The sequence below is a fragment of the Streptomyces sp. NBC_00569 genome, assembly GCF_036345255.1.
In the GTDB taxonomy this organism is placed as follows: Bacteria; Actinomycetota; Actinomycetes; order Streptomycetales; family Streptomycetaceae; genus Streptomyces.
Window position 1 is genome coordinate 400177 of sequence record NZ_CP107783.1, and the last position, 14944, is coordinate 415120.

At 70.1% G+C, this 14944-nt stretch carries 12 protein-coding genes; 4 read left to right on the forward strand and 8 right to left on the reverse strand.

Translation table 11 applies throughout. The features are described 5' to 3' along the window. Positions 1-489: 489 nt before the first annotated feature. From OHO83_RS01895 to OHO83_RS01905, 3 genes are all read right to left on the reverse strand, one after another. On the reverse strand, positions 490-1038 hold the full coding sequence (locus OHO83_RS01895; RefSeq protein WP_266679577.1) for a shikimate kinase: 549 nt from the start codon (positions 1036-1038) through the stop codon (positions 490-492). 29 nt (positions 1039-1067) lie between these two features. Continuing rightward, positions 1068-1211: a hypothetical protein gene (locus OHO83_RS01900; protein ID WP_266679575.1), complete on the reverse strand. Its 144-nt coding sequence runs from the start codon at positions 1209-1211 to the stop codon at positions 1068-1070. A 319-nt stretch (positions 1212-1530) separates the two neighbouring features. Further along, complete coding sequence (locus OHO83_RS01905; RefSeq protein WP_266679573.1) at positions 1531-2550, reverse strand: LacI family DNA-binding transcriptional regulator; 1020 nt, start codon at positions 2548-2550, stop codon at positions 1531-1533. A gap of 273 nt (positions 2551-2823) precedes the next feature. On the opposite strand from OHO83_RS01905, the gene OHO83_RS01910 reads away from it, so the two are divergent. Continuing rightward, on the forward strand, positions 2824-4584 hold the full coding sequence (locus OHO83_RS01910) for a glycoside hydrolase family 36 protein (RefSeq protein ID WP_330278499.1): 1761 nt from the start codon (positions 2824-2826) through the stop codon (positions 4582-4584). 87 nt (positions 4585-4671) lie between these two features. Further along, on the forward strand, positions 4672-6543 hold the full coding sequence (locus tag OHO83_RS01915) for an alpha-L-fucosidase (RefSeq protein ID WP_266679569.1): 1872 nt from the start codon (positions 4672-4674) through the stop codon (positions 6541-6543). Positions 6544-6691: 148 nt separating this feature from the next. Here the strand turns inward: OHO83_RS01915 and OHO83_RS01920 are convergent, their stop codons facing one another. The 5 genes from OHO83_RS01920 to OHO83_RS01940 all read right to left on the reverse strand — a co-directional run bounded on the left by OHO83_RS01920 (position 6692) and on the right by OHO83_RS01940 (position 12863). Beyond that, positions 6692-7777: an endo-1,4-beta-xylanase gene (locus OHO83_RS01920; protein ID WP_266679567.1), complete on the reverse strand. Its 1086-nt coding sequence runs from the start codon at positions 7775-7777 to the stop codon at positions 6692-6694. A gap of 62 nt (positions 7778-7839) precedes the next feature. Further along, positions 7840-10068, reverse strand: coding sequence for a glycoside hydrolase family 3 N-terminal domain-containing protein (locus OHO83_RS01925; RefSeq protein WP_266679565.1), 2229 nt, complete (start codon positions 10066-10068; stop codon positions 7840-7842). A 263-nt stretch (positions 10069-10331) separates the two neighbouring features. Further along, a complete protein-coding gene (locus OHO83_RS01930; protein WP_266679563.1) occupies positions 10332-10547 on the reverse strand; it encodes a hypothetical protein in 216 nt (71 codons plus the stop codon). A gap of 125 nt (positions 10548-10672) precedes the next feature. Continuing rightward, positions 10673-11731 (reverse strand): LacI family DNA-binding transcriptional regulator, encoded by a 1059-nt coding sequence (locus OHO83_RS01935; protein ID WP_266679561.1) that lies wholly within the window; start codon positions 11729-11731, stop codon positions 10673-10675. A 133-nt stretch (positions 11732-11864) separates the two neighbouring features. Continuing rightward, entirely contained in the window at positions 11865-12863 is a 999-nt protein-coding gene (locus OHO83_RS01940; protein WP_330278500.1) for an acetylxylan esterase, read from the reverse strand. Between the two features lie 174 nt (positions 12864-13037). Here OHO83_RS01940 and OHO83_RS01945 point away from each other — a divergent pair, with 174 nt between their 5' ends. Beyond that, on the forward strand, positions 13038-14024 hold the full coding sequence (locus OHO83_RS01945) for an ABC transporter permease (RefSeq protein WP_266679557.1): 987 nt from the start codon (positions 13038-13040) through the stop codon (positions 14022-14024). Beyond that, a complete protein-coding gene (locus OHO83_RS01950) occupies positions 14021-14929 on the forward strand; it encodes a carbohydrate ABC transporter permease (protein ID WP_405633987.1) in 909 nt (302 codons plus the stop codon). Before OHO83_RS01945 ends, OHO83_RS01950 begins: the two co-directional genes overlap by 4 nt. The last annotated feature ends 15 nt before the right edge of the window (positions 14930-14944 follow it).

Consider the following 14944-nt stretch of genomic DNA (forward strand, 5'->3'; position numbering starts at 1 on the left):
CACACTCGTCCCACCGCCGCACAAGGTGGCGCAACGACAGGACTACGAGTTCAGTGCTTCAGGGGGCTGACGGCGTGACCGAAAGCCCCCACCTTGTCTGACTCAGGACTCGACATGGCTCGCACGCTACCCGACCGATGTCCGTCGAGGCACGTGAGATTCACCGGCACCGGCCGGCGCGTGTCACCAACGTCTTGTGCCGGAATGACCAGGGCACTTCTTGTGGATCACTCGAGGTAGCGGTGGGGTGTCGGTCATAGCTTCTGCAGAACCACAGGGAGGGACCGGCGGGGCGGGTACCCAGGACCTCGTGGCCGCCATCGAGGACTGCTCTGGTCGCGTCGGTCATGGCCAAGCCCCGTCCGGAGGGCGGACCGGCTCCCCCTCCCCCCTCCCCACCCAAGTCCCCGCCGCCCATGAAGGCGGCGGGCCGCCGATCCGGGCGGATAGGTCGAGCAGAAGGTGGCGGATCTGTTGAGTGTGGTCTGCTCAGGCGTTTTCGATCAGCCGCGCTGCGGTCTCAGCGGGGGTCTCGTTCTTCGTATAGATCGTCCTCGTCGCCATCTGTCGCGCGTCGGGGTCGTCGAGCCACTGCCCCAGGAAGTCGTGTCCGTCGATGATCCAGGACTGCCCCTTGGTCGCTGTGCAGCGTTGCCGTAGGAGGGTGAGCGAGAACTCGCGGTCGGGTGAGGGCAGCACTCGGACCACGTGTCGGCAGTGGCTCAACACGGTGCGCACCTCGGCCAGGTGTACGGGGTCGGTGTAGCTGGTGTGGCCTGCGCCCAGTGCGATCACGGCAGCGGGATGGTCGGCCACCACACGGGCCACAGCGTGCGCTCGAGCGCCTTCCCACTCGGACTCCGCCGCGAGGCGCCCGACTGCCGCGATGCGCTCGCGGAGTCTGGGGATGCTCCATCCCACCTGCGCGTAGTACTCCTCCGCAGCGGCGTCCAGATCGACGAACGGCCTCTGTGCCCTTCCCGCGATCTCCCGGCCAAGGGTGGTCTTCCCGGTGCCGGCCGGGCCGATCAGGACCATCCAGGGTGCATCTTTGAGTGCAGGCCGGTTCATGCGGCGGCCAACTCGGCTATGGAGGTGCCGACTTCGGCCTCCGGCACAGCGGCCAGCATCCCGCTTGCACCTTCGCCGACGATCTCGTCGATGAGGGAGCAGTCGGGCACGATGCCGTCTGCGTTGACTACGCGGAGCATGGGCGCGCCTCTCCCGACCGACGTTGCGACGTCGGCCTGCTCATACCGGTCGAGCGATCACTCGGAACGCTACGCCCCCACGCGCCGACGCGACACCGATCCATAGGCAATGAGCCTTGCACCTCAGAGGAAGTTCTCCCGGTTCCTGCCGCTACCGGGCCGACCATGAGCCCGGCAGCAGCACAGCACCGCGCAGCGAAACAGGAAGCCTCAGACTCCCCACCGGAATCCGCACGCGCACGCCGATGCCGGATCTGCCGCCGGCGACGGGCGTTGTGCCGCTTGCTGCGTCTACGGCCGGCCAGTGGGCGCGCTCCGCTCAGGCCGACTCGCGTACCACCAGGCGCGGCACGATCACTCGCTCGGCGAGAGGGCCTCGGCCCTGTACGAGCGCCGCGACCTGCTCGACTGCGGCCCGGCCCACTTGGTGCTTGTCCACGTGCAGCGTGGTGAGCGGCGGGTCCATCAGCTCGCCGAGCATCAGGCCGTCGCACCCGACGAAGGCGCAGTCGCCCGGTACGTCCAGGCCGCGGCGCAGCGCGCGGCGCATGGCGCCGACCGCGATCAGGTCGTTGTAGCCGAGGACTGCGGTGGTGCCGGGGTGTTCGGCGAGCACGCGGTCCATGCCGTCGGCTCCGCCCTGCACGCAGTTGGCCACGGGCACGACCGGAGCCCCGCCGGTGTCGAGGCCGTGCTCGGCGGCCAGGGCGAGGAACAGGGCGCGCCGGGAGTGCGGGTCCGCCCCATCCCCGCGGGCCCTGTCATCGAGCATCACCACGCGCCGGTGTCCGGCCGCCATGAGGTGTTCGAGGGCCTGCCGCATCCCGGACTCGAAGTCGATGCGGACGCCGCCGGCGGCAGGCGGCCGGGTGTCGTGGTCCAGGAGCACCAGCGGGATACCGGTGCCCCGCACCCGTTCGATGGCGCTCTCGGCGAAGAAGTAGCCGACGCACGCGTCGACATGGTCGGCGACAGTGGCCGCCACCCTCTGCTCGCGTTCGAGGGCCGACCCGGTGCTGTAGACGGCGACCTGCCAGTCACGTTCGTCGGCGGCCTCCATCACTCCGGCGACGACCTCGGGGAAGAACGGGTTGAGCACATCGGCGACGACCAGGCCGAGCGTGGTCGTCGCGGGGCCCGCCATGCCGCGCGCATGCCGGTTGGGCCGGTAGCCGAGCGTGTGGGCGACCTCCAGGATCCGGGCCCGGGTGTCCGGGTCGATCTCCGGCTTGTCGTTGATGGCGCGGGAGACGGTCTGCCGGGAGACACCCGCGGAGCGGGCCACGTCGTCGATGGTGACGCCGTGACGCCCGCGCCGGGACGTGCGGGGGGTGGGCATCTCGGGGAACGTTCCTCTCTGCCTGCCCAAGCGTCGTCCGTCGTCGCTGCCGGACGGTTCACGTGAGCGCTCACGGACATGATGAGCAGCTCGTTCGTTGCTGTCAACGGGACGCCACCATGGGGCAGTTGAGGCGATCAAGGTTGAATTCAGGAATCCCTCGCACTGGTCTTGACGGGGACATGTCGCGGCTCCAAGGTACTCCGTGAACGCTCACGGGAACGCTCACGAATCGGCCACTCGTCTCTGCAGTCGCCTGCCCGGAGGACATACGTGCCGTCGATCGCGGTCACCACGGCAGAACGCCCACCCGCACCCACCACCGCGCTCATCGACCGGGTCGGCGTCGCCGTGCTCGTCGACGGAGCCCCCACAGCCCCCGTAGTGCGTGAACTCCCCGACGGCGTGAGGGCATTGGAGGTATCAGCCCCCGAGGGCGCCGCCGTGGAGATCCGCCTGGCGACGCCCCTGCAGGACGCCGTCGGCTACTGGTACCCGGACGCCGGCTGGCAGCGGTCCCTGCCGCCGGACTGGGCCGGGCGACTGAACGCCGGCTTGGTGCACGGCTGCGCGATCGGCTGCCTGTACGAGACGTCGGGGCAGACGCTGCTCACCTTCGCCGCCGAGGACGCGACGGCCGAGACGCACCTGGTCTTCGGCGTCTCGGAGCAGCGCAAGCTGTTCGCGGTGCATCTTGAACTCACCGCCGGACGGCAGCCGTTCACCGTGCTGTTCGCGGTCCGCAGCCCCTCCCCCGCGGCGGCGCTGCGCCTGCTGCGCCGGCGGCTCGTGGGCGCCGCGAAGCTGCCGCCGCTGACGCTGCCCGAGGCGGGCCGTACCCCCGCCTACTCCACCTGGTACGCCTTCGGGCAGGAGCTCACGGCCGACAGCGTCGCGCTGGAGGCCGGGCGCGCCGCCGCACTCGGCTGCGGACTGCTGATCCTCGACGACGGCTGGCAGCGCGGCGGCCGGGAGCGCGGCTACGCCTGGGCCGGCGACTGGCAGGTCGACGCGGTCAAGTTCCCCGATCTCGCCGGGCATGTGCGCGGCGTGCAGGGTCTGGGCGTGGCGTACATGGCATGGATCGCCCCGCTGCTCCTGGGGCCGGACTCCCCCGAGTGGCCGCGGCTCTCCCCGTACGCCCGCGTCCCCAGCCCGACCGCGCCGGGCGCACATGTCCTCGACCCCCGGGAGCCACGGGTGCGCGCACACGTCCTGGAGGTGTGCACCCGGCTCGTCGCCGACCACGGGCTCGACGGCCTGAAGCTGGACTTCCTCGACGACGCCACCGTGTACGCGGACGACGGCGGCGATCCCGTCGGACCCGCGATGGCCCTGCTCCTCGGTGACCTCCGCGCCGCCCTCTGCGCACTGTGCCCGCGCGGCCCGCTGGTCGAACTGCGCCAGCCCTACGCCGGCCCCGGCATGAGCGCGTACGGGAATCTGCTGCGCGCCACCGACTGTCCAGCCGACGCCACCGCGAACCGGATCCGCACGATCGACGCTGCGCTCTGCGCGATGGGCGGCGCCGTCCATTCGGACATGCTGATGTGGGACCCGGGCGCATCGGCCGAGGCAGCGGCCCGGCAGATCCAGTCCGTGTTGCACGCAGTGCCACAACTGTCCTGTCGTATAGGTGAGTTGAGTCAGGAGCACCGCGAGGTCGTGACGTTCTGGCTGCGCCAGTGGCGGCGGCTGCGGCCCGTCCTGCTCGACGGCGAGATGGAGCCGGGCCGCCCGGACGAGCTGTATCCCCTCGTGCGGGCGCACGCCGGTGATGCCCAGGTGGTCGTCGCGCACGGCGAACGCCCCGTACCGCTCGACCTGATGCGCCACCCCCGGGCCGATCTGGTGAACGCCACCGCCGCGGACGGCCTGGTCTGCGTCGTCCCGCACGCGCCGGTGCGGGCCACGCTCACCACGTACGACGCACGGGGCCGGGTCACCCGCTCGGGCCCGCACACCTTCGCCCCGGGCGCGGTCCGCCTCGACGTTCCGCCCTCCGGCCTGCTGAACGTCCGGCCACTCGACTGATCCCGAGGAGGTCACCAACTCCCCTGCACAGCGCGTCCCTTGTCCAGCCAACGTCACGGTGCTGCACCCGAAGGAGGAACAACCCCCATGTCCAGCAGACCAGCGCGCCGGCCACGGCGCCTGTGGGCCTTGTGGGCGGCCCTGCTCGCCCTGTTCAGCCCTCTCCTGCTCACCCCCGCATCCGCCCCCGCGGCCACGGCCACCGACACGACCGCCACCACGCAGGCGGACCCCGTGCCGGGCATGTTCAACCCGCGCCAGACCTGGCTGCGCAACTCCACCGCGGGCCTTTTCCTGCACTGGGGCATGTACACACAGCCCGAGCACTACGACTGCGACTCCTGGCAGAAGGCCGTGAACGACAGCGGCTGGAACCCGGACTACTGGGTCAAGGAGACGCAGAAGATCCACGGCTCGTACATCGTCCTGGCCACGTTCCACAGCCGCCTGGGCTACGCCCGCCCCTGGCCGTCGAAGATCCCCGGCAGTTGTTCGACGAAGCGCGACATCCTCGGGGAGCTCATCAAGGCGGCCAAGGCCAAGGGCATCAAGGTCATCCTCTACATGACCGACGATCCGCAGTGGCACGACGTCATGGGCCCCGAGTCCTTCGACTCCGCCGCCTACTCCGCGTACAAGGGCAAGGACGTCGATCTGACGACGCGGCCCGGTTTCGGAGAGTTCAGCTACGACAACTTCTTCGAGGTGATGCACAACTACCGGGACCTGAAGGGCTTCTGGATCGACAACGACAACGAGTACTGGGAGCAGCATCACCTGTACGAGCAGATCCGTGAGCAGCGCCCGGACATGCTCCTGAGCAACAACAACGAAGACACGCCGATCATGGACACCGTCAGCAATGAGCAGAAGACGGGCATGACGCCGGACTACGACATGCCGGCCGCGTACTGGACGTCCATGCCGCGTCTGACGGAGTCCTGCTACAAGGTGCCGTCGAGCGGCGCCTGGTGGTACGACGGCCAGGACCGTCCGGTCGACACGGCGCTCAACATCCGCCGCTACGTGGCCAACGCGGGCACGTCGTACAAGTCACTGATGGACCTCCAGGCCCAGGTGGACGGGACGTTCCCGCCCCAGCAGCAGGCGTTCACCGACGACATGTCTAAGTATCTCGATCCGATCTGGGAGTCGCTGCACGGCGTGGAGGGTGGCGGCTATCTGTACGGCGGGCTGCGTCCGGGCGCCTGGAACGACGGGGCGTACGGCTACACCACGGTGAGCAAGGAGGACTCGACGCGCCAGTACATCCATGTCACGACGCGGCCGACGGGAACCGGCTCCGGCACGCTCCGCATCCGCGACAACGGCACGAAGGTGAAGCGGATCAGCGATCTGCGTACCGGCCGGAAGATCGCCTTCGACCAGCACGACGGCACCGTGACACTCAAGAGCATCGCCACCTGGGACCCGTACGACACGGTCTTCAAGGTGGAGACGGAACGGCACCGCCAGGGCCTGTACCCCTCCGACTCGGTGCGGGCCACCGCCACCTCGTCGAAGGACGGCCACCCTGCCACCAACCTCACCGACGGCGACCTCACCCGGTACTGGGACTCGAACGCTCAGGTGCCCGTCTCGGTCACGCTGGATCTCGGGGGCGTGAAGAAGGCCCGGTACCTGGCCGTGAACCAGACCGAGTGGTCGCCCACGTACAACCGCGAGTCGTTCGGCAGGAAGGAGGACTCGGCCCGGATCAAGGACTACAAGGTCTTCGTCAGTGACGACGGCGAGCACTGGGGCGATCCGGTGAAGACCGGTGTCATGGAGAGCGCCCGCAGCACCCGCTATGTCGACCTGGACACCACGGCCCGCTACATCAGGCTGGAGGTGGACAGCACCTGGTCGGCGGCGACCGTCGTCCCCTTCTACCACCAGTTGAGGATCGACGAGATCGCGGTCGGCCACTCGTATCCCGTGAGCCACGGCCGCGGGTGACCAACGCGCTTACCCCAAGGGCGAATGGAGCTCTCGGGGTAAGCGTCCCGGCCGTCACCCGGCGGTCAGTGCCCGGTCGCCGCCGGACACGCCGAGCAGGCCACCGCCGCAGGCGAGGCTGCCCGGGGTGCGGGTCGTCGTCGCGCGGTCAGCCCTTCTTCTTCTCGGCGGCCGCGAGCGCGCCGGCGATCGCGTCGTACGCGGGCTTGCGCTGAAGGTTCTCGTCCCAGGGCAGCGCCGCGCCCTGGCCCGGAAAGACCGACGGGATCCACGAGTGCCGGTCTGAGTAGCCCCACAGGGTGATGCCCACACAGCGCCGCACGGCCAGGCACGCGTCGGTGACCTGCCCGTACCAGTCGGCCTGCTGGGCCAGCGTGGCAGCGTCGGCCGGCAGGATCATCCGGATGTCGAGTTCGGTGATCGCGACATCGAGGCCCAGGTCGGCGAAGCGCTGGATGTTCCCCCGCATGTCGTTCGGGAAGCCGTACTGCAGGGCGAGGTGACCCTGCATGCCGAAGCCGTCGATCGGGACGTGGTCCGCCTTGAGCTGCTTGATCAGCGTGTAGTAGGCGTCCGACTTCGCGCCGAGCCCCTCGACGTTGTAGTCGTTGAGGTACAGCTTGACCTTGGGGTCGGCGGCGTGCGCCCAGCGCAGGGCGTCGGCGATGTAGCCGGGGCCGAGCGTCTTGTAGAAGATGTTCTCCCGGTACGTGCCGTCCTCGTTCATGATCTCGTTGGCGACGTCCCAGGCGAAGACCTTGCCCTTGTAGTGCTTCACCTCGGTCGTGATGTGGTTCTTGAGTATCGAGCGCAGTTCGCCGGCGGTCCAGGTGCCGTCCGTCAGCCAGCTCGGCAGCTGGCTGTGCCACAGCAGGGTGTGGCCGCGCACCTTCAGATGGTGAGCCTTCGCGTACGCCACGATCTCGTCGCCGGCGGTGAAGTCGAAGACGCCGCGTTGGGGTTCGGTCGCATACCACTTCATGCCGTTGCCGGGGGTGGTGGCGCCGAACTCGCTGCCGAGCAGGTCGGCGTACGCGGTGTCGTCCAGCTCGGGGTTGTCGACGGCCGAGCCGAAGTAGCGGCCGGTCCGCTGGGCCAGGTCGTCGAGCGTGGCGGCACGGTGCCGGGCGCCGTCCGCGTGAGCGGCGGGGACCGCGGCGAGACCGAGCAGCAGGGCCGTGGACGCGGCGAAAGCGGCGGCTCCGGCTCGGCTGCCGCGTGCGGGTGTGCGCATGGTGAGGCTCCTCAGATGAAGGGCAGGGGTGGGTGGCCTTGCTTCGCGCGGCGCCGCGCGCGTCACTTCACGCGCAGCTCGCACCGCATCCGCCGCCCGTGCCCGACCTCCCGAACCGGCCCCGTGAGGGTGAGCGGCACGGCGTGGTGGACGTGGGCGCTGGACGCGGCAACGCGCAGTTCGAGGGCTCCGGGTTCGACGACGCGGCGGCCGTCGGCGCCGGTGTACGCGGCGAGGTCGGCCGGGAACGTCGCGTGGACCTCCGCCGACGCCCCGGCGTCGAGCGGGACCCGGGCGTAGCCGACGAGACGGATCTCCGGCCGTGCGACCGTGCCGACCGGGTCGTGGAGGTAGAGCTGGACGACCTCGGTGCCGGGGCGGTCGCCGGTGTTGCGGACAGTGAGGCGCAGGGTGGTCTCGCCGTCGGTGGGCAGTTCGGAGGCGTCGCACTGCGGGGTGTCCCAGGCGAACGTGGTGTACGACAGGCCGTGCCCGAACGGGTAGAGGGCGGTTGGGTCGACGTTGCTCGGGTCACCGTGGAGGCCCAGCGGTGGTGCGAGATAGGGGGCGGGCTGGCCGCCCGGGGTGCGCGGGATGCCGAGGGGCAGCCGGCCCGACGGCTCGACGCGCCCGGACAGAACGCCCGCGACGGCGCCGCCGCCCTCCTGTCCGGGGAAGAAGGCCTGCACGACGGCGGCGGCCCGATCCGCCCAGCGGCCCAGCGCGTACGGCCGCCCACTGAGCACGACGATGACGGTGGGGGTGCCTGAGCCGATCACCTTGTCGAGCAACTCCCCTTGACTGTAGGGAAGTTCCAAGTCCTCGGCGTCGCAGCCCTCGCCGGACGAGCCGCGCCCGAACAGGCCCGAGCGGTCGCCGACGACGGCCAGGCACACGTCGGCCGCCGTCGGGTCGTCGACGAACACGGCGCCGGTCGGCTCCGCGCGCAGCGCCTCGTTGAACGTCGGCACGTCGATGCCGGCGGGCAGTTCGGGGTGGTTGACGCCGACGTGCCGGGGGAACGTGTAGCAGCCGAGCATGGCCGCCTGTTCGTCGGCGAGTGGTCCGACGACGGCGATGCGGAGGCTGTCGTCGAGCGGCAGGACACCGAAGTCGTTGGCGAGCAGCACGACGGATTCCTGCGCCGCCCTGCGGGCCAGGTCGCGCAGGTGCGGGGGGTTCAGGTCGATGGGAAGGTCGTCGGCGGCCGGTTCGTGATCGGGGTCGAGGAGGCCCAGCTCACACTTCTGGGTGAGAACGCGCAGCGCCGCCCGGTCGAGCAGGTCCTCGGGGAGGTGGTCGGCCTCACTGAGGCAGCGAGCGGAGGGCAGTTCGATGTCGACCCCGGCCGAGAGGGCGAGCCCGGCGGCCTCCGCGGGCGAGCCGGCGATCTTGTGGGCGGACTCCAGGAACGAGAGGCCGAAGTAGTCGCTGACGGTCGTACCGGTGAACCCCCACTCCTCGCGGAGGACTTGGGTGAGCAGCCCGGGGTGGGCGTGGGCGGCCAGGCCGTCGATGTCGTTGTAGGCGGACATGACGGAGCGGGCGCCGCCGTCGCGCACCGCCATCTCGAACGGGGGCAGGATGACGTCCGCGAGCTCGCGGGGTCCGAGCGGAGCCGGGGCGTGGTTGCGGGCGCCGCGCGAGGCCGAGTACCCGGCGAAGTGCTTGAGGGTGGCGACGATCCCGGCGGCCTCCAGGCCCCGTGCGTACGCGGTCCCGATGGTGCCGACGAGGTACGGGTCCTCGCCGATGGCCTCTTCGGTGCGGCCCCAGCGCGGGTCCCGTACGACGTCGAGGACCGGGGCGAGGCCCTGGTGGATGCCGACCGCGCGCATCGACGCGCCGATGGCCTGCGCCATTTCGGTCACCAGGGCCGGGTCGAAGCTGGCGCCCCAGGCCAGCGGGGTCGGGAAGACGGTGGCCTGCCAGGCCGAGAAACCGGTCAGGCACTCCTCGTGGGCGATGGCGGGCACACCGAACCGGTTGCCCGCGCGGATCCGCGACTGCAGTTCGGCGAGCCGGGCGGCGCCCTCGGCCGGCTCCACGGGGACGGTTCCGAAGGGGCGGGTGAGGTGTCCGAGGCCATGCGGGAGCAGGGCGTCAAGGGCAGCGCTGCGGGCCACGTACGCGTGCTGGCCCGGTGCGACCGCGGCGGTGTCGGTGCCGATGTCCGCGCCCAGCCACACGCTGGACAGCTGGGCGGTCTTCTCCTCAGGGGTCATCCGGGCGAGCAGGTCCGCCGCCCGGACGAGGGCGGGCAGGGTGGTGTCCTGCCAGGGGTGCGCCATGGAACTCCTCAAGTCCGTTACGAGCAGGCAGGGTTCGGGGGACCGGCACTGTCACACCTGCAGTGGGTCGGAGACGGGTCGGCCCTTGGTCGCACCTGCCGTGATGCCGCCGGTCACCTGCCGTTCGGCCACCGGGCACAAGCGAGCGCGGGGACCATGGCAAGGACCGAGCGAGAGAAGACGCGCGCTCCCGCGGGAGGCGTAGCGACCCCTGCCAGTCCGTCGGGGGGGGGCACGGAACAAGCAGCACGGGATGACGCTGGTCACCAGCAGTTGGGCATGCAGTACGCGGCACCGCCGAGGCGTCTGCCACCGGACCGGGCGGCCTGGATGTGCGACCACTCGACGACGGGCCCACCCGATCCGCCCCTGGAGCCGGAGACCGAGTCGCCGCAGGACGTGAGCACCGCGATGCCGGGGCCGGCCACGCTGACGGCACCCAGGACGCGGCGGCGGGACAAGGATACGGAGGCTGGCATGACGCACCTTCCGGAAGAGATCCGAAACTATCGGTGGATGGCCTCGGAAGTTACGGACACGCGACGGGGGTGTCAACGGCCCTGACAAAAGAGGCCGTTGACACCCCCGATGGGTGCCGAGCGCGTCAGACCTGCCGGGGCTCCGCCGTACTGGCCCTGACCACCAGTTCCGTCGCGAGCTCCACCCGGGACGAGGCCGGCGCGACGGACCGGGCCAGGTCGAGGACGAAGCGCGCCGCCAGCTTGCCCATCTCCGCCAGCGGTTGACGCACCGTCGTGAGCGGCGGCGCCGACCAGCGCACCTCCGGGAGGTCGTCGAAGCCGAGGACGCTCATGTCCTCCGGCACCCGCAGCCCGCGCCGGCGCAGCGCCTCGATCGCGCCGAGCGCCATCTGGTCACTGGCGGCGAAGACGGCGGTGGGCGGCTCGGCCAGGTCCAACAGCTGGTTGCAGCCGTTGAATCCGGACTCGTGGTAAAAGTCGCCGGGCACGATCAGCGCGTCGTCCACGGGCACACCGGCCACGTCCAGCGCGGCCCGGTACCCGTCGAGACGGGCGCGCGAGCACAGCAGCCTGGGCGGGCCTTCGATGAACCCGATCCGACGGTGGCCGAGCCCCAGCAGATGCTCCGTCGCGGCTATCCCGCCCACCCAGTTCGTGGCGCCGACGGTCGGCGCCTCGGTGGCCGGTGAACCGGCCGGGTCGACGACCACCAACGGCACGCCCAGGCGTCGCAGTTCGTCGTGCAGCCCCGGTTCGAGGACCGAGGTCACGAGGATCACCCCGTCCGACGCGCGGGCCCGCAGATTCGTCATCCACTGCCGGGCCGCGCCCGCCCGGTCGTGAATCGCGGAGACCACCGTGCCCACCCCCGCCTCGTGCGCGACCTCCTCGACGCCCCGGATGATCTCCACCGCCCAGGGGCTGTCCAGGTCGTTGAAGACCAGGTCGAGCAGGGCCGCCCGGTCGCCGGGCGCAGGCGGGCGCCGCTGGTACCCATGCCGCTGCAGCAGGTCCTCGACCCGCGCCCGAGTGGCGGGCGACACGTCGGAGCGCCCGTTGACGACCCTCGAGACGGTCGGGACCGACACCCCCGCCTCCCGCGCGATCTCGGTGATCGTCACCTTGGCCGGCCCGTCCGGGCTCTGCCTGGCTGCCTTGCCTTTGCCGCCAACCCGGGCCACGTTCCCCACCTCCATCGACCTCTGCATCCTGAAAGATCTCCGGATGTCTTCCGGAAACCGTAGGACATGCCGTCGACCGCGCGCCGGTCAAGCCGAGATTTCTGTCCGACCCGCCGAACGCCTGGCCCTGAATCTACGCGCCCGCTGCCCCCAGCACCCCGCGCAGCCAGGCCATTTGGCGACGTACGTGCACGGCGTCGCCGTGCTCGTGGCCGTTGAACGGGTAAGCATGGATCTCCCGGCCGGGGTTCGCGCCGGTGAGTTCGCCGTAGCGGTGACATGCCGCGTATGCGCCGCTGGGCGGACAGACCATGTCGCGCAGGCCGACTCCGAAGTGGGCCGGGGCGTGGGCGCGGCGGGCGAAGGAGATGCCCTCGACGTAGCCGAGTGTGCGGTACGCGGCGCCCTCCGCGCCCCGGTGCACGGCGAGGTAGGCGGCAATCTCGCCGTAGGGCCCTGCGTCGGTCAGGTCGAGGGCGCGCCGGATACCGCACAGCAGCGGCGCCGTGACCAGGGCCGCGGCGAGATCGGGGACGAGTCCGGCGACGGCGAGCGCTACTCCCCCGCCCTGGCTGTTGCCCACCGCGACGATCCGGTCCCGGTCGACGCCGGGCAGGGCGCGCAGCGCGGCCACGGCACACACCGCGTCGGTGATGAGGCGGCGGTAGTGGTAGTCGTGCGGATCGAGCAGCCCGCGCACCGCGGGTCCCGGGCCGCCCGGCGCGGCCGCGTGCGGGTCGGGGGTCGCACCCCCGCTGCCGTACTGGTCGCCCTGACCGCGGTTGTCCATGAGCAGATGGGCGTAACCGGCGTTAGCCCAGGTGAGACGCTCGTACGGAAGGCCGCGACCTCGGCCGTAGCCCGCGAACTCGACGACTGCGGGCAGGAGTTCGCCCTCGCCCGCGGGCCGGGTGTACCAGGCGCGGACAGGGTCGCCGGCGAAGCCGCGGAAGGTGACGTCCCAGCTCTCGACGAGCCGCAGCCCGCTGTCGGCGGGTCGGACGCGGATCAGGGGTTCGGGGTGGGCGGAGGACTTCAGCGTGGCCTGCCAGAACGCGTCGAAGTCGGCGGGTTCGTCGGGCTCGGGTCGGTGGCGCTGGAGTTCGTCCAGGGGCAGGTCGAAGGCAGGCACAGGCACCTCACAGCCGGTCACGGAGCCAACTCCCGTTGACGCAGCCCCCATTGACAGGGGTCGAGAGCGGCTTTAGGTTGCGGCGACGTTACCGGAAGATTCCCGAAAGTTCTCGGAACATCTTTCCCCTCCCTTGTGATGACCTCTGCCTGCCCGAGTGACGAAAGGCCCTGCATGAGCTCCCCCACCATGACGGGCAGCCAGCCCCGCACCGGCGCCCCGCCCGACCCGCCGCCCGACAGGAAGCTTCCGTCCGGCCGTCGTTCCTGGCGCCGGTCCCTGCGCCGCGACTGGCAGCTGTACTCCCTCGCGGTGCTGCCGATCCTGTTCTTCCTCGTCTTCCGCTATCTGCCGATGATCGGCAACGTGATTGCGTTCCGCCGCTTCCAGCCGGGCGGTTCGATCCTCGGCGAGGAGTGGGTGGGCCTGCGCTATGTGCGGATGTTCCTCAGCGATCCGTCGTTCTGGCAGGTCTTCGGGAACACCCTCCGGATGGGCCTGCTGACGCTGCTGTTCTGCTTCCCGGTGCCGATCGTGCTGGCCCTGCTGCTCAACGAGGTCAGGCGCACCGCACTGAAACGCTTCGTGCAGTCGATCTCGTACCTGCCGCACTTCCTGTCCATCGTGATCGTCGCGGGCATCACGGTGCAGATGCTGGCGTCGGACGGCCCGATCAACCACGTGCTCACGACGTTCGGCCACGATCCGGTCCGGTTCATCCAGGAGCCCGGCTGGTTCCGGACGATCTACGTCGGTTCCGAGGTCTGGCAGACGGCTGGCTGGGGCACGATCCTCTATCTCGCCGCGTTGAGCACGATCGACGAGGACCTGTACGAGGCGGCCCGGATCGACGGCGCGAACCGCTGGCAGCAGACCTGGCATGTGACGCTCCCGGGCATCCGCCCCACCATGATCACGCTGCTGATCCTCAACATCGGCACGTTCATGGTCGTCGGCTTCGAGAAGATCCTGCTGCTCTACAACCCGCTGACGTACCCGACGGCGGACGTCGTCTCCACCTACCTGTACCGCACCGGTGTCGAGTCGAACTCCTTCAGCTATGCCGCCGCCATCGGCCTGTTCGAGGCGATCATCGGCCTCGTGCTGATCACGTCCGCGAACCGGCTGTCGCGCAAGACCGTGGGGACGAGCCTGTGGTGAGCATCCAGACCCGCCCCCGCGCCGCGACGACCGTGAACAGCGCGACCCGCGGCTACCGTGTCTTCCAAAGCGTCAACGCCGTGATCCTGACGCTGGTCGTGGTGGTCACGCTCTACCCGATCGTCAATATCGTCGCCCGCTCGTTCAGCGGGGAGCGCCAGATCCGGGCGGGCGAGGTGACGCTGTGGCCCAAGGGCTTCAACCTCACCACGTACAAGATTGTCTTCCAGGACGGGACGTTCTGGCGCAGCTACGGGAACACTGTCCTCTATACGGTGCTCTCCACCGCCGTCGCCATGGTCCTCACCACGGTCTACGCGTACGTCCTGTCCAAGAAGGACCTGCGCGGGCGTACGTTCCTCGTCGGTGTCGCCGTCTTCACGATGTTCTTCTCCGGCGGTCTGATCCCGAACTATGTGCTCATCACCAGCCTCGGCCTCAAGAACTCGATCTGGGCGATCGCCCTGCCGAACGCCATCAGCGTCTTCAACCTTCTGGTGATGAAGGCGTTCTTCGAGAACATGCCGGCGGAGCTCGAGGAGGCCGCGCAGATCGACGGCCTGAGCGCCTACGGGACTCTGCTGCGGATCGTGCTGCCGCTGTCGAAGGCCGTCATCGCGACCATGGTGCTCTTCTACTCGGTGTCGTTCTGGAACTCATGGTTCTCGGCGTTCCTGTACATGGACAGAGCCGATCTGATGCCGGTCACCGTCTATCTGCGCAACCTCATCGCGGGCGCCACCGAGGGCGGCAACGCGGGGGCCGCGGCCGACCAGCTCACCCAGGCCGCCGCGAACATCCAGTCGGTGACCATCGTGCTCACGGCGCTGCCGATTCTGGCCGTCTACCCCTTCGTACAGCGGTACTTCGTCTCGGGCGTGATGCTCGGCGCGGTCAAGGGCTGACCACACCCACTTCAC

Coding starts and splice junctions, on each gene's coding strand:
- OHO83_RS01895 (WP_266679577.1), bottom strand. CDS start 1,038: ATGGTCCTGATCGGCCCGGCCGGCACCGGGAAGACCACCCTTGGCCGG.
- OHO83_RS01905 (WP_266679573.1), bottom strand. CDS start 2,550: ATGCCCACCCCCCGCACGTCCCGGCGCGGGCGTCACGGCGTCACCATC.
- OHO83_RS01930 (WP_266679563.1), bottom strand. CDS start 10,547: ATGCCAGCCTCCGTATCCTTGTCCCGCCGCCGCGTCCTGGGTGCCGTC.
- OHO83_RS01945 (WP_266679557.1), top strand. CDS start 13,038: ATGAGCTCCCCCACCATGACGGGCAGCCAGCCCCGCACCGGCGCCCCG.
- OHO83_RS01925 (WP_266679565.1), bottom strand. CDS start 10,068: ATGGCGCACCCCTGGCAGGACACCACCCTGCCCGCCCTCGTCCGGGCG.
- OHO83_RS01920 (WP_266679567.1), bottom strand. CDS start 7,777: ATGCGCACACCCGCACGCGGCAGCCGAGCCGGAGCCGCCGCTTTCGCC.
- OHO83_RS01900 (WP_266679575.1), bottom strand. CDS start 1,211: ATGCTCCGCGTAGTCAACGCAGACGGCATCGTGCCCGACTGCTCCCTC.
- OHO83_RS01915 (WP_266679569.1), top strand. CDS start 4,672: ATGTCCAGCAGACCAGCGCGCCGGCCACGGCGCCTGTGGGCCTTGTGG.